The sequence below is a fragment of the Dyella sp. C9 genome (assembly GCF_003332825.1).
In the GTDB taxonomy this organism is placed as follows: domain Bacteria; phylum Pseudomonadota; class Gammaproteobacteria; order Xanthomonadales; family Rhodanobacteraceae; genus Dyella.
Genome location: NZ_QIRF01000004.1, coordinates 222,966 through 244,657, shown reverse-complemented (window position 1 = coordinate 244,657; position 21,692 = coordinate 222,966). Strand labels below are relative to the sequence as shown.

The 21,692-nt window shown below is 67.2% G+C and carries 22 protein-coding genes; 17 read left to right on the top strand and 5 right to left on the bottom strand.

Annotation, left to right across the window (positions count from 1 at the left end; genetic code table 11):
- Nucleotides 1-13: 13 nt before the first annotated feature.
- Nucleotides 14-781: a uroporphyrinogen-III synthase gene (locus tag DVU99_RS07955; RefSeq protein WP_232823505.1), complete on the bottom strand. Its 768-nt coding sequence runs from the start codon at nt 779-781 to the stop codon at nt 14-16.
- Between the two features lie 82 nt (nt 782-863).
- Here DVU99_RS07955 and DVU99_RS07950 point away from each other — a divergent pair, with 82 nt between their 5' ends.
- The 3 genes from DVU99_RS07950 to DVU99_RS07940 all read left to right on the top strand — a co-directional run bounded on the left by DVU99_RS07950 (nt 864) and on the right by DVU99_RS07940 (nt 2,392).
- Entirely contained in the window at nt 864-1,346 is a 483-nt protein-coding gene (locus DVU99_RS07950) for a YiiD C-terminal domain-containing protein (protein WP_114239674.1), read from the top strand.
- Nucleotides 1,347-1,398: 52 nt separating this feature from the next.
- Nucleotides 1,399-1,812 (top strand): hypothetical protein, encoded by a 414-nt coding sequence (locus tag DVU99_RS07945; protein ID WP_114239673.1) that lies wholly within the window; start codon nt 1,399-1,401, stop codon nt 1,810-1,812.
- A gap of 136 nt (nt 1,813-1,948) precedes the next feature.
- Nucleotides 1,949-2,392, top strand: coding sequence for a rhodanese-like domain-containing protein (locus DVU99_RS07940; protein ID WP_114239672.1), 444 nt, complete (start codon nt 1,949-1,951; stop codon nt 2,390-2,392).
- Nucleotides 2,393-2,440: 48 nt separating this feature from the next.
- Here the strand turns inward: DVU99_RS07940 and DVU99_RS07935 are convergent, their stop codons facing one another.
- Nucleotides 2,441-3,511 (bottom strand): 2Fe-2S iron-sulfur cluster-binding protein, encoded by a 1,071-nt coding sequence (locus DVU99_RS07935; RefSeq protein WP_114239671.1) that lies wholly within the window; start codon nt 3,509-3,511, stop codon nt 2,441-2,443.
- Nucleotides 3,512-3,567: 56 nt separating this feature from the next.
- Here DVU99_RS07935 and DVU99_RS07930 point away from each other — a divergent pair, with 56 nt between their 5' ends.
- The 8 genes from DVU99_RS07930 (at nt 3,568) to rmuC (ending at nt 12,030) form a co-directional block, all read left to right on the top strand.
- Nucleotides 3,568-4,008 carry a hotdog fold thioesterase gene (locus DVU99_RS07930; RefSeq protein WP_114239670.1) on the top strand — a complete coding sequence of 147 codons (441 nt, stop codon included), beginning with the start codon at nt 3,568-3,570 and terminating at the stop codon, nt 4,006-4,008.
- Nucleotides 4,005-4,946 (top strand): serine/threonine protein kinase, encoded by a 942-nt coding sequence (locus tag DVU99_RS07925; RefSeq protein ID WP_114239669.1) that lies wholly within the window; start codon nt 4,005-4,007, stop codon nt 4,944-4,946. The genes DVU99_RS07930 and DVU99_RS07925 overlap by 4 nt, the downstream gene beginning before the upstream one ends.
- A gap of 204 nt (nt 4,947-5,150) precedes the next feature.
- Complete coding sequence (locus tag DVU99_RS07920; protein WP_198670228.1) at nt 5,151-6,254, top strand: tetratricopeptide repeat protein; 1,104 nt, start codon at nt 5,151-5,153, stop codon at nt 6,252-6,254.
- Nucleotides 6,255-6,308: 54 nt separating this feature from the next.
- Complete coding sequence (locus tag DVU99_RS07915; RefSeq protein ID WP_114239667.1) at nt 6,309-7,445, top strand: polysaccharide deacetylase family protein; 1,137 nt, start codon at nt 6,309-6,311, stop codon at nt 7,443-7,445.
- A 94-nt stretch (nt 7,446-7,539) separates the two neighbouring features.
- Nucleotides 7,540-7,974 (top strand): hypothetical protein, encoded by a 435-nt coding sequence (locus tag DVU99_RS07910; RefSeq protein WP_114239666.1) that lies wholly within the window; start codon nt 7,540-7,542, stop codon nt 7,972-7,974.
- Between the two features lie 131 nt (nt 7,975-8,105).
- Nucleotides 8,106-9,281 carry a class I SAM-dependent rRNA methyltransferase gene (locus DVU99_RS07905; protein WP_114239665.1) on the top strand — a complete coding sequence of 392 codons (1,176 nt, stop codon included), beginning with the start codon at nt 8,106-8,108 and terminating at the stop codon, nt 9,279-9,281.
- A gap of 30 nt (nt 9,282-9,311) precedes the next feature.
- On the top strand, nt 9,312-10,523 hold the full coding sequence (locus DVU99_RS07900; protein WP_114239664.1) for a DUF2252 domain-containing protein: 1,212 nt from the start codon (nt 9,312-9,314) through the stop codon (nt 10,521-10,523).
- Between the two features lie 58 nt (nt 10,524-10,581).
- Nucleotides 10,582-12,030 (top strand): DNA recombination protein RmuC, encoded by a 1,449-nt coding sequence (gene rmuC, locus DVU99_RS07895; RefSeq protein WP_114239663.1) that lies wholly within the window; start codon nt 10,582-10,584, stop codon nt 12,028-12,030.
- Between the two features lie 22 nt (nt 12,031-12,052).
- On the opposite strand, the gene DVU99_RS07890 is transcribed toward rmuC, so the two are convergent.
- On the bottom strand, nt 12,053-12,541 hold the full coding sequence (locus DVU99_RS07890) for a hypothetical protein (RefSeq protein ID WP_114239662.1): 489 nt from the start codon (nt 12,539-12,541) through the stop codon (nt 12,053-12,055).
- A gap of 228 nt (nt 12,542-12,769) precedes the next feature.
- Here DVU99_RS07890 and DVU99_RS07885 point away from each other — a divergent pair, with 228 nt between their 5' ends.
- The gene (locus tag DVU99_RS07885) at nt 12,770-13,603 is read left to right on the top strand and encodes a hypothetical protein (protein WP_114239661.1); all 834 of its coding nucleotides are present in this window, start codon (nt 12,770-12,772) and stop codon (nt 13,601-13,603) included.
- Between the two features lie 2 nt (nt 13,604-13,605).
- On the opposite strand, the gene DVU99_RS07880 is transcribed toward DVU99_RS07885, so the two are convergent.
- Nucleotides 13,606-14,472 (bottom strand): energy transducer TonB, encoded by an 867-nt coding sequence (locus DVU99_RS07880; RefSeq protein WP_157971382.1) that lies wholly within the window; start codon nt 14,470-14,472, stop codon nt 13,606-13,608.
- Nucleotides 14,473-14,628: 156 nt separating this feature from the next.
- On the opposite strand from DVU99_RS07880, the gene folE reads away from it, so the two are divergent.
- From folE to DVU99_RS07855, 5 genes are read left to right on the top strand one after another with little or no spacing between them, the layout of a single operon-like run.
- The gene (gene folE, locus DVU99_RS07875) at nt 14,629-15,231 is read left to right on the top strand and encodes a GTP cyclohydrolase I FolE (protein WP_114239659.1); all 603 of its coding nucleotides are present in this window, start codon (nt 14,629-14,631) and stop codon (nt 15,229-15,231) included.
- 13 nt (nt 15,232-15,244) lie between these two features.
- Complete coding sequence (locus tag DVU99_RS07870) at nt 15,245-16,540, top strand: hypothetical protein (RefSeq protein ID WP_114239658.1); 1,296 nt, start codon at nt 15,245-15,247, stop codon at nt 16,538-16,540.
- The gene (locus DVU99_RS07865) at nt 16,533-17,264 is read left to right on the top strand and encodes a hypothetical protein (protein ID WP_114239657.1); all 732 of its coding nucleotides are present in this window, start codon (nt 16,533-16,535) and stop codon (nt 17,262-17,264) included. Before DVU99_RS07870 ends, DVU99_RS07865 begins: the two co-directional genes overlap by 8 nt.
- Nucleotides 17,257-20,049 carry an AAA family ATPase gene (locus tag DVU99_RS07860; protein ID WP_114239656.1) on the top strand — a complete coding sequence of 931 codons (2,793 nt, stop codon included), beginning with the start codon at nt 17,257-17,259 and terminating at the stop codon, nt 20,047-20,049. The genes DVU99_RS07865 and DVU99_RS07860 overlap by 8 nt, the downstream gene beginning before the upstream one ends.
- Nucleotides 20,049-20,381, top strand: a complete 333-nt coding sequence (locus DVU99_RS07855) for an EF-hand domain-containing protein (RefSeq protein ID WP_114239655.1) — start codon at nt 20,049-20,051, stop codon at nt 20,379-20,381. Before DVU99_RS07860 ends, DVU99_RS07855 begins: the two co-directional genes overlap by 1 nt.
- Before the next feature lie 324 nt (nt 20,382-20,705).
- Here DVU99_RS07855 and DVU99_RS19705 read toward each other — a convergent pair whose 3' ends face one another.
- Nucleotides 20,706-21,398 carry a hypothetical protein gene (locus DVU99_RS19705; RefSeq protein WP_157971381.1) on the bottom strand — a complete coding sequence of 231 codons (693 nt, stop codon included), beginning with the start codon at nt 21,396-21,398 and terminating at the stop codon, nt 20,706-20,708.
- Nucleotides 21,399-21,692: the final 294 nt, after the last annotated feature.

Here is a 21,692-nt window from a genome sequence, read left to right as displayed (position 1 = left end):
TGAAGGTCCGCCCTCAGCGGGCCGCAGCGGCGAGCAGGTCTGCCGCCAGTGCCGATGCCGCCAGTTCCACGCCGGCAAAGCCGGCTTGGCGGGCAGCCTGTGCGAGCCGCTCGCTGCTGACCACCGCCGTGCAGCGACGCAGCGCTGCGAGCGCCAGCGGCGGCAAGCCGCCGCACAGATGGGCCAAGGCCTCGGCACTGGACAGCAACACGCGGGCATCCGGCGGCAACGCCTGTAGCTGTTCCAGCTGACGCCGCTGCCAGCGCGGCACGGCGCGCCGATAGACATGCAGTTCACGCAATTGCGCGCCCCGCGCAACCAGTTCGGCGCGCAGCAGGCCGCGTCCACCCGGCGCACCGATCAAGGCGACGCGTCGGCCCTGCAGGGAGTCCAATGCGGGATGTTCCAGCAAGCCTTCGCTGTCCTGCCGCATGGACGGCGCCAGTGGTTCGGCCACGCCACGGCGACGCAGCGCCCTGGCCGTACCCTGCCCTACCGCCAGCACCGTGGCCTGCGTGCGCAGCGGCCTCAGGCGCGCCGCAAAACGCACGGCTGCGGGGCTGGTGAACACCAGCACATCGTCGCCCAGCGCCTCGTCGAGCAACTCGGCGGTACGCGACGCGTCATCGGCAGCACGCAGGGACAGCCCAGGCAACAGCAACGGCATGCCACCGCGGCGACGTACCTGCCGCGCCAGGGATGAACCGGTGCCGGCCGGGCGGGTGATCACCACCGTGCGTCCGTGCAGCGGCGTTCCGGCGGTTGTCTGGGGTTCGCGCACGCGGGGCCGCCCTGGGAGAAACACCGGCCGAGTGTAGCTGGCGCGCGTACACTACGCGTTCCCCTTTCCCCACCTGGCAACGATGAGCACGACCGAACGTTCGACCCTGGCGCGCAAGCTGGTCACCTTCATGCGCGAGGAGATTCCTCTGGCGCAGAACATGGATCTGAGCCTGCTTGACACCGACGAGCAGCATCTTTCGATCGCCGCGCCGCTGGGTCCCAACATCAACGACAAGGGCTGTGCCTTCGGCGGCAGCTTGGTGAGCGTGATGACGCTGACCGGCTGGGGCCTGGTCGAACTGGAACTGCGCCTGCGCGAGCTGGAGTGCGATGTGTTCGTGGGCGAATCGACCGTGCGCTACCTGGAGCCGGTGTGGGGCGACTTCCACAGCGAGGCCCGCCTGGCCGAGGGTGCGGACTGGGTCACATTCTTCGATACGCTGGCCGCACGCGGCCGCGCCCGCATCGAGGTCACCTGCCGCGTTCCGGGCGTGGGCGACAAGCCCGCGGCCACGCTGCAGGCGCGTTTCGTGGCCAAGCGGCGCTCGCCCGACGCGGTGTGATACGCAACCAGGATTGCGGCAGAATGGCTGGCCTGTCCCTGGGGGAACCACCATGCGCCGCATCCTTGCCCTGCCCGTCGCCCTCTCCATGCTGCTGCTCGGCGGCTGTGCCACCGACCAGCGCCAGGACGCGCTGACCACCACGCTGAACGCCTATGCAAGCACCATGCGCTGGGGCGATTTCAATGGCGCGGCGCAGTTCATCGACCCGAAGGTACGCGAGGAGCATCCGATCTCCTCGCTGGAGATGTCGCGCTACCAGCAGTACAAGGTGAGCGGCTACGACGATGGCAAGGGCCCGATCCCGAACGGCCAGTTCGAAGTGACCCAGGTGGTGCAGATCAACCTGGTCAACGTGAACACCCAGTCCGAACGCACCGTCACCGACCACCAGACCTGGCACTACGACGCCGACAGCAAGCACTGGTGGCTGGTCAGCGGCCTGCCGGACATCAGCCGGCAGTGAGGCTGGACGCGGGGATGGGGGACGGGTAGCGAGGGCGCCCAAACCGCCGTTCGAGGCGAAGCCCACCCCGCCTGCCCTATAATCGACTGTTCCATTGACCCCGCGCGGCCTGTCCGCGCCTGCGGAAGCCTTTCGAATGAGCGACGTCCTGCACAAGCTGCCCGAGTTCATCGGCCATCACCTGGCGCTGGTGGCGCTGTTTTTGGCCCTGCTGGTCGCGCTCATCGTGACCCAGGTCCTCACCCTGTTCCGCAAGTACAAGGAACTGACCCCGGCCGGCCTGACCCTGCTGATCAACCGCGAGGGTCCGCTGCTGGTAGACCTCTCCGCCTATGCCGATTTCGAGAAGGCCCATGTGCCGGGCTCGCGCCATGTGGCGATGAGCCAGTTCGATCCCGAGCAGAAAGACCTGGCCAAGGCCAAGGACGTGCCGGTCGTGCTGATCGACAAGGATGGCCGCACCACCGGCAAGGCCGCGCAGCGCCTGATCAACGCCGGCTTCGCCAAGGTCTACGTGCTGGGCGGCGGCGTGCTGGCCTGGCAGCAGGCCCAGCTGCCGATCGCCAAGGGCAAGAACTAAAAGTCCGCTGCTTCGCGGTGCCGCGCTTGCGCCACGCAGGCGCGGCACTCAGGTCTCGATGGCGATGCCGGCGCGACTGCCGAGGATCTTTGCCAGCACGTCGGGCGCGTAGTCGAACGAATCGTAGTAGAGCCGTTCTTCCGGCAGGTTGGCCGCGACGAACAGCTTGCGTCCCGCGTCGATCATGGCCGGCGGGCCACTCATGTAGACATCGTAGCCGGACAGGTCGGGCTGGTCCTCCAGCAGGGCCTCGTGCACCAGGCCGATGCGTAAGCCGCTGACCGCCGCCTGTTCGGGGTCGGAAATCACCGGATGGAAGACCAGGTCGTGCGCCTGGCGCACCCAGCCTTGCGCCAGCTCGCGCAGATACAGGTCGCCCGCATTGCGCGCGCCCCAATACACCCGCATCGGCCGGCGCGTGCCCAGCGCGATGAAGTGCTCGACGATGGCCTTCACCGGTGCAAAGCCGGTGCCGCCGGCCATGAAGATCATCGGCCGCTCCGAGTCCTCGCGCGGCACGAAGGTGCCCAGCGGGCCCTCGATGCGCAGCGTGTCGCCTTCCTTCAGCGACTCGGCCACCCACGAGGTGAAGCCGCCACCGGCCACGTGCCGCACGTGCAGCTCGATGACGCCGTCGGCCTGCGGATGATTGGCGATGGAGAACGGGCGGCGCCGCTCGCCATCCAGCAGCACGTCCAGGTATTGGCCCGGTAGCCATTGCAGGCGCGGCTGGCCATCGGCGGGACGCAGCTGCACGCCGATCACGTCGGGTGCCAGCCTCCACTTGCGCGCCACCACCACGTCGAGCTGGCGGCGGGCGATGTCTTCCACCGAGGCGATTTCGCGCGCCTCGATGCGCAGGTCGCTGGCCGGCACCGCCTGGCACAGCAGGATCGCGTGCTGCGCCGGCGAGGTGCCGCTCAGCGCCAGCGGCGGGTTGCGCGGATAGGTGCAGCGCCCCTCCAGCAAGGTGGCCTTGCAGCTGCCACACACGCCCGAACGGCAGGAGTACGGCAATGCGATACCCGCGCGCTGGGCCGCTTCCAGCACGGTTTCGCCCGGCTCAGCGGTGAACTGGCGGCCGGTGGAGGAGAGAGTGACGGTGTACACGGGGCGCATTGTCGCGGCGACGGCAGTCGAACGACAATGCGGGCCCCTCCCCGGAGATTCAAGCCATGGCCATCTGGAAACAGGACACCTCGCTCGAGCGGCTCAACGGCTGGAGCGCCAACACCATGATGGAGACGCTTGGCATCCGCATCACCGAAGTCGGCGACGACTGGCTGCGCGGCACCATGCCGGTGGATCACCGCACCCACCAGCCCTACGGCCTGCTGCACGGCGGCGCCTCGGTGGTGCTGGCCGAGACGCTGGGCAGCTCCGCGGCGATGCTCACGCTCGATCCCACGCAGGAAGTGGCAGTGGGCCTGGACATCAATGCCAACCACGTGCGCGGCGTGCGCAGCGGCATCGTCACCGGCACCGCGCGCATGGTGCACATCGGCCGTACCACCCAGGTGTGGGAAATCCGCATCGAAACCGAGGCCGGCGAACTGGTGTGCATCTCGCGCATCACCATGGCGGTGATTCCCGCACGCGTGGTCGCGCCGCGTTGAACCACGAGCCCTACGCCACGCTCGATCCCGATCGCGTGCTCAACGCGGTGACGGCGTGCGGCCTGTGGCCGGACGGGCGCCTGCTCGCCCTCAACAGCTACGAGACCCGCGTGTGGCAGGTGGGTATCGAGGATGGCCCGCCGGTGATCGCCAAGTTCTATCGCCCGCATCGCTGGGGCGATGCGGCGATCCTCGAAGAGCACGCGTTTGCCGCTGAACTGGCCGCCGACGAGATTCCCGTGGTCGCGCCGCTGGTGTTCGGCGGACGCACGCTGCTGCACTACGAGGGCTTTCGCTACGCACTCACGCCGCGCCGTGGCGGACGCGCGCCCTCGCTGGAGTCGGCCGAACAACTGGAATGGCTGGGTCGCCTGATCGCACGCATCCACAGCGTCGGCGCGCGCCGTCCGTTCGAGCATCGCGGCCGCATCGACCGCGCCACCCTGATCGAACAACCCATGCGCGCCGTGCTCGACTCCGCCCTGCTGCCACCCTCGCTGCATGGCGCCTACCGCGCGGCCGCCGAACGCGTGGACCATGCCGTGGCTGATCGCTTCGAGGCCGTCGGCCCGGTGCGCCAGCTGCGCCTGCATGGCGACTGCCACCCGGGCAACGTGCTGTGGACCGACGGCGGCCCGCACTTCGTCGACCTCGACGATGCCCGCATGGGCCCGGCCGTGCAGGACCTGTGGATGCTGGCCAACGACGATGCCTCCATGCAGCACCTGCTGGAGGGCTACCAGCAGATGCGCGAGTTCGACTTCGCCGAACTGGCCCTGGTGCCCGCGCTGCGCGCCATGCGCCAGTTGCACTACGCCGGCTGGATCGCCGCGCGCTGGCATGACCCCGCCTTCCCCGCCGCCTTCCCGTTCGCGGCGGAACCGCGCTGGTGGGAGCAACATCTTGCCGACCTGCACGATCTTGCGAGCGAACTGTAGGCCAATGCCCTTTGGCTGAGTACGCCAAATCAACTGTCATCGATTTGGCCGAATTTGACCTTTGTGCGGACGGCGACCTCGCCTAACATGCGCGGCGGTTTATCCATCCATATGACAGGGGGCTGTATGGTTGTTGGAAAGCGTGCATTTTCATTTTTCCTGGCGTTCATCGCTGCCACGGCCGCTCATGCCGGGAATTCCCAGGTGCAGGTGCTGAGCGCCACGATCAAGGATCAGAAGATCGGTGGTGCATCAATCATCCTCCAGAAGAACGGCACACAGTCGGTCAACGCGACGACCGACGCCCAAGGCACGGCCAGTTTCGATGCGGGCCTGCTGGGTGACAGCAACTCGCTGATCATCATCAAGAAGGACGGCTATTCCAACCTGGTCGCCAAATGTCCCTGCACTGGCCTTACGTATGCGCTCAGTCCCGTGATGCAGAATCTCGATGGCCTTCGCGTGGTCCTGACCTGGGGCGACACACCGAAGGACCTGGACTCGCATATCGCCTATCCAGGCAACCATATCTACTGGCGCAACAGGCGTGGACAGGACGCCAACCTGGATGTCGACGATACGAATGGCTTCGGCCCCGAGACCGTCACACTCCAGTTCAAGTACCAGGGTGAGACCTACGTATATGCCGTGCACGACTACACCGACCAGAACCAGCCGGCGACGCATGCACTGTCGACCAGCCAGGCGAAGGTGTTCGTCTATATAGGCGAGTCACTGGTGCGGACCTACTACGTGCCGCAGAACCAGCCCGGCAACCTGTGGACGGTGTTCCGCATCACCGGCGATGGCGAGTTCCAGGACATCAACACGCTGAGTGGCGTGCAAGTCGATCCGGAACATGTGCTCGACTCCTTGACTGGCTTCGGCAACGATCAGACCCATGTGGTCGCCGCCAACCAGGCCCCCGTCGACGTGACGCATGCGCGGGCGCTCAACCAGTCGGGCGAAAAGGCCTATCACGCCGGCCAACTGGACCAGGCGATCACCCTGTACGGACAGGCGATCGAGCAGGACCCGAACTATGGACAGGCCTACAGCAACCTGGGCCTGGCCTATCAGAAGGCCGGCCGTAGCGCGGAAGCCATCTGGGCCAACCGCAAGGCCATCGCGCTCGCCAGCGGAGCCACGGCAGCCACTGTTCGCGCCAGCTCCTACTACAACATCGGCAGGATGTACGAGGACGCGGGCCAGTCCGCCAATGCCCTGGAGAGCTACCAGGCAGCCAAGCGGGAGAAAGCTAACCCGGTCTACGACACCGCCATCGAACGCGTCGGCGGCCACCAGTAAGTCCTCTCAACCCCCGGATCCCCGGGGGTTTTTCATTGCCGGAGTCCTTGATCCATGCGCAAACTTCCTGCCCTGCTGGGGCTGGCAGCTCTCTTGGTCGGGCCATCACATGCCGCCGGTCCCAGTGCCGTCGCCTCGATGGATAGGAGCCTGTGGCCTGAGCCGCTCAATTCACCAGCAGCATTCGACCGTGCCTCGCGCGCCGAGCTGCTGGCATTTGGCCACGCGCTCGCCGCTAGCGAGAAACTCGGTGACGACGACCTAAGGGATGAGCTGAAGCTCAAGCAGCTTGACCGCGGAGCAGTGGACCACATGCGCTCCATCTACTGGCAGCGCCTGACGTCGAACTATCAGCTCGCGGCCGCCCATTGCCAGCCGGCTGACGCGTTCTGCACCCGCGTAACGAGCGAGGATGATTTCAAGAAGACCGCCGACCACTTCACGGTTGCGGAGGGCGATCGCTACACCGCCTGGTTCAAGGCAGCAGGGGATTTTCATCGCACCTATCTGGACGAGTTATTGCGACTAGCTTCCTTGTTCCCACAGATCAGCAGCGAAGTGGATACCTATTCACCCCGCGAGCTAAGCGGCAACGAACTGCCAGACCGCCACTTCCTGCTGACCTTCGACGATGGCCCGACGCGAGCGGATGGCAACACGGACAAGTTGCTTGCCGTGCTGCGCCAGCGACAGCTCACGGCGACCTTCTTCCTGCTCGGTGCGCCGCTGCAGGCTCGTTTGCAGCAGACACCCGCGGCCCAGTTGGCGGCGAGCTACCAGGGCATGTGCGTGGGTGCTCACGGCTGGGAGCACAAGTCGCACAGCTCCTGGCCCGAGTGGCAGGACTCGGTCGAGAGGACCATTGCGCTGGTCCACGACAGCCTTCCCGGCAGCTACGCCCCGCTGTTCCGCCCGCCCTATGGCCAACGTCGTGCAGACAGCGGACCGTTCTTTGATGCGCAGGGGCTGCGCGTGGTTCTCTGGAATATCGACTCGCAAGACTGGAGCAGCAAGGTCGATGCCGACCAGGTAAAACAACGGGTGCTGACCCTGATGCTGCTTTGGCGCCGTGGGGTGATCCTGTTCCACGACATCCACCCTAAGGCGCAGGCAGCAGTGCCATGGTTGCTGGACCACACGGCGGACAGCGGGGTCGATTGGGTCGATTGCCACGCTTTTCCCGGGTCCTGAGCGTTTTATGACCGCCTGCGCCTCGCGTGCCTGAAGGTGCGCGCTGGGCAAGAGCGTTCCGCTATGCTCCCGACTTTTGGGTAGGGATGGGCACGTGCGCAATTTCCTTTTCCGACTGATCGGCATCCTCGAAGTGGCCGGCGGCTTCATGGGCATGGTGAACATGCTGCGCCGGCTGCTGCCGTTCGGCACGCACGATTCGCTGGTGGCGGTGATCGGACTGGTGCTCTACACCTTCATACTGGTGGCCGGCGTGCTGCTGCTGGAAGGCAGCGAGCGCGGCGTGTCGCTGTCGGGCTGGGCCCAGCTGCTGCAGTTGCCGCTTATCGCCACGCCGATCCTCAGCTACGCGCTGTACACCGGCGGCTTCGTGAACGTGTACGCCACGCTGCACCTGCCGGTGCGGCTGGGGCTGGACTGGCATTTCGGCAGCGAGGGCTTCCTGCTGGCGGTGGCGGGGCCGGGCGTGGCCCGCCTGGGCATCAACCTGCTCGCCCTGCTGTCCTGGCTGGCGCTGCGCCTGCGCTGACACCCCCTGTAGGAGCGCACCCTGTGCGCGAAGAGCCTACGTAGCGGTGACGCCCGGGCGCTGCGGTCGCGCACAGGGTGCGCCCCTGCAGCCGGGCGTCGCACGGCGGCCCGGCCCGCTACAATACGCGGATGAGTACCCCCGCTTCCCCCCTCCCCGTCATCCGCCTCAAGTCCGACCGCAGCCCCGGCCACCCCTGGGTGTGGTCCGCGCAGGTGCACAAGCCCGAGAACCGCCTGCCCCCGGGCAGCGTGGTCGATGTCGAGGACGCCAAGGGCCGCTTCGTCGGTCGTGGCTTCTGGAATGGGCATGCGCGCATCGCGTTGCGCCTGCTCACCACCGACCCGGCCGAGGCCATCGACGCCCAGTGGATCGCCACGCGCATCGACCGCGCGATTGCGCTGCGCCAGGAGCTGCTGCAACTCGATCGCGTGAGCGACGCCTGGCGCGTGGTGCACAGCGAGGGTGATGGCCTGTCGGGCCTGGTGGTGGACCGCTATGCCGACATCCTGGTGATCGAATACTTCGCCGCCGGCATGTGGCGCTTCCGCGAGGCCATCCACGCCGCGCTCAAGCGCCACTTCCCGGAGGCGCGCCTGTACTGGTTCGCCGAGAACCACGTGCAGAAGCAGGAATCCTTCGACTGCCGCTCGCCCGAGGCGCCGGCGCCGGTGGAAGTGCACGAGCACGGCCTGCGTTTCCATGCGGCACCGGGCTATGGCCACAAGACCGGCTTCTTCGCCGACCAGCGCGAGAACCGCCATCACTTCGCGCGCCTGGCCAAGGGCCGCCGCGTGCTGGACCTGTGCTGCAACGCCGGCGGCTTTGCCGTGCATGCGCTGGCCGCGGGTGCGGCTTCGGCCACCGGCGTGGACATGGACCCGGGCATCCTGGAGATCGCCCGCGCCAACGCCGAGGCCAACGACGTGCCGGTGGCGTTCGAGGCGGCCGACATCTTCGACTGGCTGCGCAACGCGGTGGCACGTGGCGAGCAGTACGACGCGGTGATCCTGGACCCGGCCAAGCTCACCCGCGACCGCAACAAGGTGGTGGACGCGCTGAAGAAGTACTTCGCGATGAATCGCCTGGCACTCGACGTGATCCCGCCGGGCGGCCTGCTGCTCACCTGCTCGTGCACCGGCCTGGTCAGCGAGGCGGATTTCCTGGAGATGCTGCGTCGCGTGGCGCTCAATGCCGGTCGCGAGATCCAGGTGCTGCACGTGGCCGGCGCGGGTGCCGACCATCCGTTCCGCAGCGACGTGCCGGAAGGCCGCTACCTCAAGGCCGTGTTCTGCCGCGTGATGTAGCCTGAGCACCTGCCCTGCTGGAGCGTGGTCATGTCCGATGTCGTCGAAACCATCCGTGACTTCAACACCGGGCGTGACCCCGAACGGCTGCAACGCAAGTACGCGGCGATGCGCCGCGATCCCTTCGTATTCCTGCGCGGCACCTGCCACCTGTTCTACGCGCAGCTGCCCGAGGCCAAGGTGTTCGCCAAGGCGCCGCCCACCTGGGTGTGCGGCGACCTGCACCTGGAGAACTTCGGCAGCTACAAGGGCGACAACCGGCTGGTCTATTTCGACCTCAACGATTTCGACGAGGCCGCGCTGGCACCGTGCAGCTGGGAGCTGATCCGCCTGCTGACCAGCGTGCACCTCGCGGCCGGCAGCCTCGGGCTGAGCAAGGCGCAGGCGCGCCACCTGTGCGCCAACTTCCTTGACGCCTATCGCGGCGCGCTGGCCCTGGGCAAGGCGCGCTGGATCGAACGCGACATCGCGCAGGGCATGGTGGGCGACCTGCTCAACGACCTGCGCGGACGCCTGCGCCAGCATTTCCTCGACGGACGCACCGAACGCAAGGGCAAGCGCCGGCTGATCCGCCTGGACGGCAAGCGCGCCTTGCCGGTCACCGGGCGGCAGCGCGAGAAGGTCACCGCGCTGATCGGCAAGATCTGCGCGAAGGAGGCCAACCCCGGCTTCTACCAGGTGCTGGACGTGGCGCGCCGCATCGCCGGCACCGGCAGCCTCGGCGTGGATCGCTACTCCATCCTGGTCGAGGGCAAGGGTTCGCCCGACGGCAACTACTTCCTCGACCTCAAGGAGGCCCTGCCCTCCTCGCTGGTGCCGCAGCTGCAGATCGAACAACCCGCCTGGGCCAGCGAGGCGGCACGCGTGGTCGGCGTGCAACAGCGCATGCAGGCGATCTCGCCGGCCTTCCTACGCGCCGTGACCATGGGCAAGAAGAGCTACGTGCTGCGCGGCCTGCAGCCCACCGAGGACCGCGTGGCGCTGGCCAGCTGGAACGGCAAGCTCGAACGGCTTGAAGGCGTGCTTGGCGCCATGGGCCGGCTCACCGCCTGGTCGCAGCTGCGCAGCAGCGGGCGCCAGGGCTCGGCCACCGCCGACACCCTGATCGCCTTCGCCGGAAAACGCCGCTGGCCCGGCCAACTGCTGGAACTGGCCGAAACCTGCGCCAACCAGACACGTCGCGACTGGAAGGCCTATGCCAAGGCCTACGACCAGGGTGCCTTCCCGGTCGATGCGGCCTGATCCCGGCATCTGAGACGCCAGCGCGTACACTTGGCGCCCTGTGCTACCAGGTACCGCGATGTCCGCCACCGAAATCCTGTTGATCGTGCTTGTCCTCGCCGTGCTGGCGGTGCTCGCGCTGCAAGTGATGAGCCTGCTGCGCCAGCGCGACGATGGCGGCCTCACCGCGCGCCTGGATACCCTCAAGGACGACAACCGCCATCTGCGCGAAGCACTGGCGCAGGAGCAGCGCGCCGGGCGCGGCGAGATCGGCCAGACGCTGACCCAGTTCCGCGGCCTGGTGCAGGAGCAGCTGGGCAACATGAGCACGCAGCAGCACGAGCGCATCGCCCAGTTCGGGCAGCGCCTGGACCTGCTCACCGAACGCACCGACAACGGCCTGCAGTCGCTGGCCCAGCGCCTGGCCGACGATGCACGCCACAGCCGCGAGGAGCTCACGCTTACCCTCAACCGCTTCGGCGAACAGCAGCAGCAGCGCCTGGCCGCGCTCACCGCCGACAACGAGAAGCGCCTCAACGAAGTACGCGCCACGCTGGAAACCAAGCTCAAGGCGATCCAGGACGACAACGCCGCCAAGCTGGAACAGATGCGCGCCACCGTGGACGAGAAGCTGCAGACCACGCTGGAAACGCGCCTGGGCCAGTCCTTCGCGCTGGTGTCCGAGCGGCTGGAACAGGTGCAGCGCGGCCTGGGCGAAATGCAGAACCTCGCCACCGGCGTGGGTGACCTCAAGCGCGTGCTCACCAACGTGAAGACGCGCGGCATCCTCGGCGAAGTGCAGCTGAGCGCGCTGCTCGAACAGCTGCTCACCACCGAGCAGTACGACGCCAACGTGGCCACCATTCCCGACAGCAGCGAGCGCGTGGAATTTGCCATACGCATGCCCGGCGCCAGCGAGGGCGGCCAGCTCTACCTGCCGATCGACGCGAAGTTCCCGGTGGAGGACTACCAGCGCCTGCTCGATGCCCAGGAGGCCGCCGATGCCGAGGCCGCCGCACAGGCGGGCCGCGCGCTGGAAACGCGCGTGCGCGAGGAGGCCAAGCGCATCCGCAGCAAGTACGTGGCGCCGCCGCACACCACCGACTTCGCCGTGCTGTTCCTGCCCACCGAGGGCCTGTATGCGGAAGTGATCCGCCGCCCGGGGCTGTTCGAGACGCTGCAGCGCGAACACCACGTCACCGTGGCCGGCCCCACCACGCTCACCGCGCTGCTCAACAGCCTGCAGATGGGCTTCCGCACGCTGGCCATCGCCAAGCGCAGCAGCGAGGTGTGGACCCTGCTCGGCGCGGTGAAGACCGAGTTCGGCAAGTTCGGCACGGTGCTGGAAAAGACCCGCAAAAAGCTTAGCGAGGCCAGCAACGTGATCGACCAGGCCAGCGTGCGCACGCGCGCCATCGAGCGCAAGTTGCGTGGCGTGGAGACCCTTTCGGGCGACGAGGCGAAGCAGTTGCTGGGCGACAACCTGCCGACGCTCGAAGACGCCGGCGAGGACGACGCCGAGGTTTGAGCACCCCGGCGCCGGATGGCGCTCAGGCCGAGGTGCTGACCAGGCTGCCGGTACTGCTGCTGCCTTCGGCCAGCAGGGCGGTGGACAGTTCGCTGGTGGCGGTGGCCAGTTCGCTCGAGGTGGTCGCCACCTGCGTCTGCAGGCCGGCCACGGCGGTCATGCCTGCCTCGCCCTGGCCCTTGCTGCTGTTCTGCGCCTTCTGCAACTGCTGCTGCTCCTGGGAGAGCTGCTTCTGCAGCTGCGCCACCAGGCGCTGTAACGTCTCGACCGTGGTCGAAGTCGAGCTGCTGGAGCTGCTGGAACCACCGCCGGCACCACCCGCCATACCCGCCGCCGAGGCGCTCTTGCTGCTCGACGACTTGGAAGTGCTGGACGTCGTTGCGGACGAAGTACCGCTGGACGAGCCCGACGACGACGACGAGCCCGACGCGCTGGCGTTGGTAGCGGTCGTGGAGGTGCTGGCGATGGTCACCGGGATGCTCGACTTGGTCGTGCTCAGGTTGATGTTCACGGGAAGACTCGATGGGGGTTCCAGAGGAGCTATCGGCCGCCAGCGGAGGAACTTGATGACCCGTCGTTGTGAAGTACGCGCAGTACCTTGCGATGCCGGCGGGTGCGACCCATCGGCCGTGGAATCGTTCCCGGTCCACGGCGAGGCGGGATCCTGCGTTCAAGTTCGGGCAGGCCCATCAATGGCAGCATCCGGCCTGTTAGCCAAGTACGCCTGTCGGAATTCGCCATGCTGCACGACCTGATCTGTGAGCTAGAGAGCGATCATTCGCTAGAACAACCCGAACGCCTGCGCGAGCGCGTCGATGCCATGGAGCGGCTGGAAGATGTACTTGCCCATGCGCAGGAGGCCGACGGCACGCCGCTGCTGCGACGAGCGCGGACCTTGCACGAAAAGCTGGCCGACGTGCAGCACCGCCTGTGCGAGGCGATCCGCCAGGCCATCGTGCTGGGTGGCGGCAGGCAGGCACTCGATGGCTGGGCCACGCCCTGCGCACGCCCCGCGCCGCTCGGCTACGACCACCTCGACGCACTGGTCAGCGAAGTGCTCTGCTTCGACGAGCCCGGCGCGACCGGCTCGCCAGCTACGGACATGGTGTTCTACCAGCCCACGCCCGCGCGCCATGTGTTTGACCTGCTTGATCGCGCCCGACTCGGCCGGGAAGACATCCTGGTCGACCTCGGCTCCGGGCTCGGCCATGTGCCGATGCTCACCACCATCCACTGCGGCGCGCGCGCCATCGGCGTGGAGTACGAGGACGCCTACGTGCGCAGCGCCCGCCACAGCGCACGGGCGCTCAAGCTCGACCGGGTGGATTTCCTGGCCCAGGACGCGCGCGAGGCGGACCTTTCGGCCGGCACGCTGTTCTACCTCTACACGCCGTTCGGCGGCGGCATGCTGCGCGACATGCTGGCGCGACTGCAGCAGGAATCACGCCGCCGCCCCATTCGCATCGCCACGCTGGGCCCGTGCACGGCTACCGTCGCCGGTGAGCCGTGGTTGCGCGCCCAGGGCCCGGTCGAGGCTGATCGCATCAGCCTGTTCCGGGCCTGCAGCAGCTGAACTCAGCCGCCGCTGCCCAGCGGCGAAGTGAGCTGCAGGCCGGTGCCCAGCGTATGCAGGCCATCGTCGGCCACCGCATCGGGCGCCGTCGCCAGCAGCCGCTGGTCCTTCACCCACGGCGCCACCTGGCGGGGACCGGGGATGTACATGCGCCAGGTGCCGTAGCGTCGCGGTTCACCCGCGCTGTTGGGCTTGTTGAGATTGAACGCCACCGGCACGCGTGCGACCCAGTACGGCGCATCGACCTCACCGCCCTGCGTGGGCGTGTTGAACGTCCATTGCCTGGCCACGTCCAGGGCGGCATTGCTGAGCGTGTCGCGGAAATGATTCATCACGCCGCGGCTGGCGTACTGGTCGAGGTTGACCTGCTCGGCGATCACGTCCTCCACATGGCCGTCGCGCCCTACCCGCAGCAGCAGGTAGACCGTGCCCGAGACACCCGCGCGCGCGGCCTCCTGCGGGTAGCGCGGTGGAATGCGCGATTTCATGCTCACGGTTTCGCCGCTCGCGGTGCCCTTGTCGCCAAACGAGGCACCCTGGATGGTGAGGCGGAAATTGTCCCCATCGACCGGATCGGCCAGCAGGCGCAGGCTCATGCTGGTGGTGTAGACCGGATCGGTGGTCGGCGGATGCTGGAAGGTCCAGTGCGGCACGTTCTTGGCGATCAGCTGCACCACCGGTGCCGGCAGCTGGTCAGGCTTGTCCAGCGTGTAGCCCTGCACGGTGCCGTCCTGGTTCACCTGCACGGTGCCCGTCACCAGCATGCTGGCCTCGGCCTGCTTGTGCACCTCCTCCTTGATGCTGCCCGCGCCCGCCGCGGTAGCCACGCCAGCCAGCACTGCCGCCCAAATCCATATTCCCTTGCCCATGCACAAGCCCTCCCTTGGTGTGGCGCCCAGTCTAGCCTTCAGCCCTTTTCAAAATCGAGGCGGCGGCCCGCCAGGCAGGCGTGGGCCGCCACGGCCCCAAGGACTTGACGGGCGGGTTAAACTGACCGGTCTCAAGCCGTACCTGAAGGAACCCGCATGAGCGAGCATCACGAACCGACCGGAGTCACCCGCGAACAGGCCGAGGAGGCCGTGCGCGTCCTGCTGCGCTGGTCGGGCGAGGATCCTAGCCGTGAGGGCCTGCTCGACACGCCCAAGCGCGTGGTCAAGGCCTACAGGGACTGGTTCTCCGGCTACCAGATCGACCCGGGCGAGTACCTGCGCCGCACCTTCGAGGAGGTGGCCGGCTACGACGAAATGGTGGTGCTGCGCGACATCGAGTTCGAAAGCCACTGCGAACACCACATGGCGCCGATCATCGGCCGCGCCCACGTCGGCTACCTGCCGACCAACCGCGTGGTGGGCATCAGCAAGCTCGCGCGCGTGGTCGATGCCTATGCGCGCCGCTTCCAGGTGCAGGAAAAGCTCACCGCGCAGATCGCGCAGTGCATCCAGGAAAACCTGCAGCCGGCCGGCGTGGCCGTGGTGATCGATGCCAGCCACGAATGCATGACCACCCGCGGCGTACACAAGCGCGGCGTGTCGATGATCACCAGCCAGATGCTTGGTGCCTTCCGCGACGACGCGCGCACGCGTTCGGAGTTCCTGCAGTTCATCGGCATCCACGGCGCGGGCCGCTGAGCCAGCCCGCCTGATGATGCCGATCGACAGCGCAGACGCCGACGAGCGTCTGCAGGACGTATTGCGCGAAGGCGTCAGCGCCGAGGACCTGCCTGCAGTGTTCCCGCTGCTGCGCGGCCGCGCCCTGCTGCGCGCGTTCAGCGCACTGTTCCATGGCGGCGAGGCCCAGGTGCTGCTGCGCCTGCTGGTACTGCGCACGCTGGGTGCACGCGCCCATGCTCCGGAATGGACGCCAGCGGAAATCCGCGACCAGCTCGCCTTCGTCGAGCCGGTGAAGCTGGAAACCGTGGTGCAGCGCCTGAAGGAGCACGAGCTGCTCACCTGGGACAGCGAGACGCTGCGTTACCGCGTGAGCCCGCTGGGTCGCAAGGCGCTGGCCTCGGTGTCCACGCTGCTGGAATTCGAGCGCGACGACGAGGATGGCCTGGGCTACATCACGGCGCAGCTTGCCGCGGGCCAAGCGGTGGGGCGCATTTCCGCCGACGAGCTTGGCCACCTGCTGTCGCGCCTGTCGGAGCTGAAGGAAGACTTCGACCGCGCCGTGCTGTCCGGTTCCGAGCATCGCATCCGCCGCGCGGCGACGCGGCTGGAATCGGTGTGGACCTGGGTGGAAAAAGGCACCGAGGTGGTACGCGCCATCGCCGACAGCGAGGATCTCGACCCGGCCACGCATCGCCTCGCGCAAGCCGTGGGCCGCGCCCAGAGCGCGCTGCTGCGCCAGGCCGGCGTGTTCCAGCGTGAGCTCAACAAGATCGACCAGCACCGCGTGCACCTGGGCCGTACCGGCCTGTCCTCGTCGGACCTGGTAACGTGGCTGCGCTCGCTCACGCCCGGTGTCCTCAGCGGTTACGCCGACGAAGCACACCTGCTGCCGGTGCAGCCTCCGTTCCTGCAGGACCAGATCGTGCTCGACGTGGCCGAATTCGAGCTGCTCGAGCGCGAGCGCGCCGCTGCCGAGAACGCCGAGCTGCCCAGCGCCGAGGCCACCCCCACCACGCACGACCTGCCCATCGACGAGGAAGACCTCTCGCCGCTGCTGGCCTGGCACGGCGAACTGGCCGCGCTCGCGGCACCGATGGAATTGAGTGACGCGCTGCGCGGCGAGGACTACGCGCTGAGCGCGTACCGCCTGTCGCTGCTGGGACTGGTCGGTGACCCGGAATCCTCCGCGCTGCAGGGCCCCACCGCTGACCTCGCGCGCCTGCCGTTGAAACTGGAAATCGAACCTCGCCTGGTCGACCCGGGCCTGGCGGCGATCGCGCTGGTCAGCGCGGGCCGCCTGCATCCCAAGGACAAGAAACATGCATGACGAGATCGCCGCGCTGATCGCGCGCCTGCTCTCGCAGCGCTGGCTGCCGCGCGAGGACGCGCAGGCCCGCAAGGCGCTGCTGGACGAGAGCTTCCGCGAAGACCTCGACCGCCGCCTCGCCGCGGTCGGCCTGGAGCTGCGCGAACACCCCTATTCCGCCTACATCGGCGTGGCCGTGGCGCGCGCCAACGAGAAGCACGTGTTCGGCGGTAGCGACAGCTGGATCTCCAACACGCTGCAGCTGGACCGCGATGCGGTGGCGCTGCTGGTGGTGCTGTGGGCGCTGATCGTGCTACCCAAGCGCCAGCGCCAGCTGGAGCGCCAGCAGGCCGAGGCCGACGCCTCGCAGACCCAGATGTTCGCCGAGGCCAAGCCGATCTCGCGCGACGCCTCGCTGTCGCCGGTGGTGGCCGAGCGCACTCTGCTCGCCGACTTCGGCGACCGCCTGGGCGGAAAGACGCGCGTGAACTTCAACCTCGGCGTGTTGAGCCGCCACGGTTTCATCGTGCGCCGCAAGGGCGAGCTGGCCGAAGGCCCTCTGCTCGACCTGGTGTTCGACTACGAGCGCACCGCGCGACGCATCCTCGATGGCGCGCTGGGCGACCTGCTGGCCGGCATCACCCCGCGCGAGGATCTCGACGGCGACGACGAGCCGCTGTACGACGACACCGACGGCGACGTGAATGAAATCAGCGAAGACAGCGAAGTGATCCACGATGTTTGATTTCCGCAGCCTCGAAGTCATCCACTGGGACTACTGGCAGCGCTTCAGCCTGCCGCTGGACACCAACATCGTCACCGTGGTCGGCCCCAACGGCTCGGGCAAGACCACCCTGCTCGACGCGCTGCGCACGCTGCTCACCATCGACTGCGCCGGCAACCGCGACTACAAGAGCTACCTGCGCCACAACGGCAAGCCGTTCGCCTGGCTGCGCGCCCGCGTGGGCAACCCGCCGGGACCGCGCGGCGAGCGCCCGTTCTTCCCGATCATGGACAGCGAAGTCACGCTGGCCGTGCGCATCCAGAAGAAAGGCGGCGAGTGGCAGCGCCAATACGCGGTGATGGGCGGCGACGTCAGCGTGGACGAGATCGAGGCGCGCAACGACTTCCTTGGCCTGCGCGAATACCGCGTGCGCCTGGAAGGCGCCGGCCTGTCGCAGGCAATCCGCCGCGTGCTCACGCTGGAACAGGGCGCCACCGACAAGCTGTGCCAGATGCCGCCCAAGGCGCTGCTGGACCTGGTGTTCGACGTGTTCGGCGACAAGAGCGTGCTGGAGGACTACCAGCGCGCCCGCAACGAACAAGGCGAAGCCGATCGCGAACTGCACGGGCTGGAACACCAGCTCTCGCTTATCGGGGTAAGCCTGCAGGAGGCCGAAGGCCGCGTGCGTTCCTGGCAGGAGTGGGACGCGCTCAAGCACGAGCACGCCGACCTGGTCGCCGAGACGCTGCCGCGCACGGAGCTTTCGGACCTGCATGCCGCCATCCGCGGCGCGCGCCCGCAGCTGCTCGGCCTCAAGCGCAAATGCCGCGAGCTTTCCGCGCGCGACGTGGAACTGCAGCTTGGCCTGCAGGCGCTGGACGCAGGCGAGGAATCGCTGCGCAGCGAACAACATGCCGCCGACCAGGCGCGCCAGCAGGCCAAGGCGCAGCTGGACGAAGCGCGCCGCGCGGAAACCGAGAACGCCACCCTGCTCAAGCAGGAACAGCACCTGCGCAAGCTGATGGCCGAGCAGGACGGAGCCGACCACGAGAAGCAGGGCAAGCTGCTGGTCGACGCGCGCAGCCAGCTGGGTCGCCTGCAGAACGACGAATCGCGGCTGCGCGACCAGCTGAGCACGCTGACTGCGCAGCTTGGTGCATGGCGACGTGGCCAGCGCTACACGCCGGAGTTCGAGCAGTCGTTCCGCCGCGCGCTGGACGAGGCCGGCATCGGCCACAGCATGCTGAGCGAGATCGTGGAGATCACCGAGCCGCGCTGGCAGGCTGCCGTGGAAGCGGTGCTCGCCGGCTACCGGCACGTGGTGTTGCTCGATCACCCGCGCGATCGCGAAGCCGCATGGCGCCTGGGCGAGCAGCATCGCTACAAGCATTTCGTCGTAGCCGAACGCGCCCCGGTGATGACGCCCACGCGCGGCTCCCTGCTGGAGGTGGTGGACTTCACTGCCGCCGCGCCGGAGTGGCTGCTGCGCCAGCTCGACCGCATCCGCCGCGTCGAGGACGTGGCTGACGGCAGCAAGCTGGGCAAGGACCAGGATTGGATCACCCCGCAGGGCTATTTTCGCGAACGCCGCGGTGGCCGCCACCTGGGCGTGGACGACGTGTACTTCGGCAGCGGCGCCCGCGAACGCCAGCTGCGCGAGGGCGAGGCGCGACTGCAATCGATCGAACAGCAGCTGCGCACCATCGCCGAGCAGCGCAAGCAATGGCAGCAGCAGGCGGCCGATGCGGAAAGCCTGCTGCGCGGCGCCAACGCCAGCCGCCAGCTGGCCGATCGCGCGGACGAGTTCGCCGAAGCCCACGAGGCCCAGGCCGCCCTGCAGGACGACGTGCAGCGTTGCGCCGACAGCTACGCCGCCGCCGAAGCTCACTACGAAGGCATCCGCGAGAAGCGCCAGCAGAATTCGCGCCAGCGCGACAACGAGGCGCGCGAGCACCGCCAGGCGCAGCAGCAGCTTGCCGACAGCGCACGCCAGTACAACCAACACCGCAACGAACAGATCGACCGCCTCAAGGCGTTTCGCCACAAGCGCAGCCACGTGCGTCCTGCCCACCGCAGTCGGCGCGCCATGGCTGAGCTTCGCGAGCGTTACGAATCACCCGCCGCCGTTCGCCGCGAGATCGAGCGCATCGAGCGCCGCCTCAACGAGGGCCACTGGGAAACCGACGACGGCTGCGTGCCGCTGCGCGACAAGTACGCCAACGACCACGATGGCCTGAAGCAGGATCTTCAGCGCCGCCGCGTGCACCTGGAGCGTGCCGGCCGCATCACCCACGAGGCCCGCGCCGCCTATCTCAACGTGCTGCGCAACACAGTCAAGCGCTACGCCCGCAACCTCAAGGTGCTGGCCGATCTGGCCGGCATCGGCGTAGACGTGGACCTGCCCGAGCTGGTCAACGAGGATCTCGCGCTGGCCCAGGCCGGCCTCACCGTGCGCTTCGAGTTCGACAAGAAGGGCTGGATCGGCATGGACGACGGCGAGGCGTCCGGCGGCCAGCAGGTGATGAAGTCGCTGTTGCTGCTGGTGGCGCTGATGCGCGACGAGGACCGCCCAGGCGGCTTCGTGTTCATCGACGAACCGTTCGCGCACCTGGACATCTTCAACATCGACAAGGTGGGCGCCTTCCTCAAGTCCACGCGTGCGCAGTACATTCTCACCACTCCGGCCACCCACAACATCAACGTGTTCCAGCCCAGCGACCTTACCCTGGTAACCAGCAAGCGCCGCCCCGGCGCCACCTGGGCGCAACCGCTGGCAGTGCTGCGCCGTCGCACCGAGGCCGCCTGATGCCACGCAGGGCCGCCCTCGCCGCCCTGCTGCTGGTCCCGCTCTGGGCGCATGCCCAGAGCACGCCGGCCGAATACCTGCGCGAGTTCGACACCGATGATGATGGGCGAGTGAGCGAGGCCGAGTACGTCGCGCACATGAGCGAGGGCTTCTATCGCCTCGATCGCAATGGCGACGGCGTGCTGGAAACCGATGAACTGCCGGGCGGCCATGGCAAGCCGATCACGCTCAAGCAGTATCAGGACAACCTGCGCCGCCAGTTCCACAAGCTGGACCGCAACCACGACGGCTACCTGGATGCACAGGAACTGACGCAACCGCCGCAGGGGTAACAGCCGGCTCCCGCCTCACGGCCGCTTGCCCGCCGCACGAATGCCCCACCTGTAGGAGCGCACCCTGTGCGCGACCGCCTTTCGCCACCGCGCCTACAACACGCGCCCCAGCGACTTTCCTACGCTTCAGTCCCACCGGAGGAGCATAGCTACGTGCTACTCACCTCACCGTCGGAATGGTGACGGACCGATCAGCCTTTCCTGGGCTGGAAGCGGCGTCATCTCCGGGGCAGTCCACAAAGCGGCTCGCGAATGTCTAGGAAACTCTGGCCGGTCCCGCCGGCCCCTGTTCTTGCGTAACCCTTCCCCCACGGACGCTGCGACCTATTCAGTACCTTCACAATCCGGTGCCCAAGAAGAAGCAGCGACCGCCGAAGCCAATCGTTCCGCTTCTGAAGCAAGCTGCAGAAGAGTGGCGCGCTTGGCGGCAGGGTCAGCACCACCGCTGACGTCAGGCCTCGTTGCATATTGAAGCGTCACCAAGCCTCGACAAGCTGGCACGTGGTACGTCTTGTGGGCATCCACTTCGTAACTGGAAAAGCGCTTATCGCCAATCACGCGCCCATCAGGCTCGTAGATCACCTTGGCATAGCCCCGCCCATCATCAATCCATACGCTGTAATGCGGTGTCTCTCTGGCGGCACTCTTAGCAAAACTCTTGGCCCACTCCATCGGTGTTACCACTACGCCCTTTGCATACGTAATCGTTATAAGGGTGCTCCAATTATCGACCGTCTCACCTTCAGTGGTGTACTCATACAAGCCGCCCTTCCCCGACGTAAAGGAAAGCCTGAAAGTCTTGCCGAACTCATCTATCTGTTCGGGCACCCTGAAATTGGCCTCCAGCGCATGCGCCTGCTGAGATATTGCGATGAAGACCCATAAGCACACGGAAGAAAGACAATAATTAGCACGCATTTTTTGCCTCACGGGTGTTTGTAGCGAATAGGGGACGAAGGTAGATAAACCGAAATCATGGTGTCCTGGCGGATTTTGAATCGCGGCAGCAACAGCCACGGTAACGATATGGCCCGCCTTCCCCGCTTCGACTTCACACCGCGTTGCGTCACATGTAGAGGAACTTCGGGTAGCTCCAGTCGAGGTTGGCGTGGCATGGCATCAGGGAGGCGACTCAGCTTGTTGCACTATGGCGATGCCATGAAACGCCTCGCGGCCGGTGCCCACCTCAACGTCGCGTGAGCTCTTATCGCGCCGCTTTGCGGTACTGTTTAACTACCTCCATCCCCTATTCCATGCGTATCAATTTACGTTTTCGCGCGACAAGCGCCGGTAGCTCAGCACCGCAGTCAC

What these genes read in the sequence shown, in the direction of transcription:
- DVU99_RS07950 (WP_114239674.1), top strand. Translation starts at nt 864, where the DNA reads ATGAGCACGACCGAACGTTCGACCCTGGCGCGCAAGCTGGTCACCTTC.
- DVU99_RS07945 (WP_114239673.1), top strand. Translation starts at nt 1,399, where the DNA reads ATGCGCCGCATCCTTGCCCTGCCCGTCGCCCTCTCCATGCTGCTGCTC.
- DVU99_RS07940 (WP_114239672.1), top strand. Translation starts at nt 1,949, where the DNA reads ATGAGCGACGTCCTGCACAAGCTGCCCGAGTTCATCGGCCATCACCTG.
- DVU99_RS07935 (WP_114239671.1), bottom strand. Translation starts at nt 3,511, where the DNA reads ATGCGCCCCGTGTACACCGTCACTCTCTCCTCCACCGGCCGCCAGTTC.
- DVU99_RS07930 (WP_114239670.1), top strand. Translation starts at nt 3,568, where the DNA reads ATGGCCATCTGGAAACAGGACACCTCGCTCGAGCGGCTCAACGGCTGG.
- DVU99_RS07915 (WP_114239667.1), top strand. Translation starts at nt 6,309, where the DNA reads ATGCGCAAACTTCCTGCCCTGCTGGGGCTGGCAGCTCTCTTGGTCGGG.
- DVU99_RS07905 (WP_114239665.1), top strand. Translation starts at nt 8,106, where the DNA reads ATGAGTACCCCCGCTTCCCCCCTCCCCGTCATCCGCCTCAAGTCCGAC.
- DVU99_RS07900 (WP_114239664.1), top strand. Translation starts at nt 9,312, where the DNA reads ATGTCCGATGTCGTCGAAACCATCCGTGACTTCAACACCGGGCGTGAC.
- rmuC (WP_114239663.1), top strand. Translation starts at nt 10,582, where the DNA reads ATGTCCGCCACCGAAATCCTGTTGATCGTGCTTGTCCTCGCCGTGCTG.
- DVU99_RS07885 (WP_114239661.1), top strand. Translation starts at nt 12,770, where the DNA reads ATGCTGCACGACCTGATCTGTGAGCTAGAGAGCGATCATTCGCTAGAA.
- DVU99_RS07880 (WP_157971382.1), bottom strand. Translation starts at nt 14,472, where the DNA reads ATGGGCAAGGGAATATGGATTTGGGCGGCAGTGCTGGCTGGCGTGGCT.
- folE (WP_114239659.1), top strand. Translation starts at nt 14,629, where the DNA reads ATGAGCGAGCATCACGAACCGACCGGAGTCACCCGCGAACAGGCCGAG.
- DVU99_RS07870 (WP_114239658.1), top strand. Translation starts at nt 15,245, where the DNA reads ATGATGCCGATCGACAGCGCAGACGCCGACGAGCGTCTGCAGGACGTA.
- DVU99_RS07865 (WP_114239657.1), top strand. Translation starts at nt 16,533, where the DNA reads ATGCATGACGAGATCGCCGCGCTGATCGCGCGCCTGCTCTCGCAGCGC.
- DVU99_RS07860 (WP_114239656.1), top strand. Translation starts at nt 17,257, where the DNA reads ATGTTTGATTTCCGCAGCCTCGAAGTCATCCACTGGGACTACTGGCAG.
- DVU99_RS07855 (WP_114239655.1), top strand. Translation starts at nt 20,049, where the DNA reads ATGCCACGCAGGGCCGCCCTCGCCGCCCTGCTGCTGGTCCCGCTCTGG.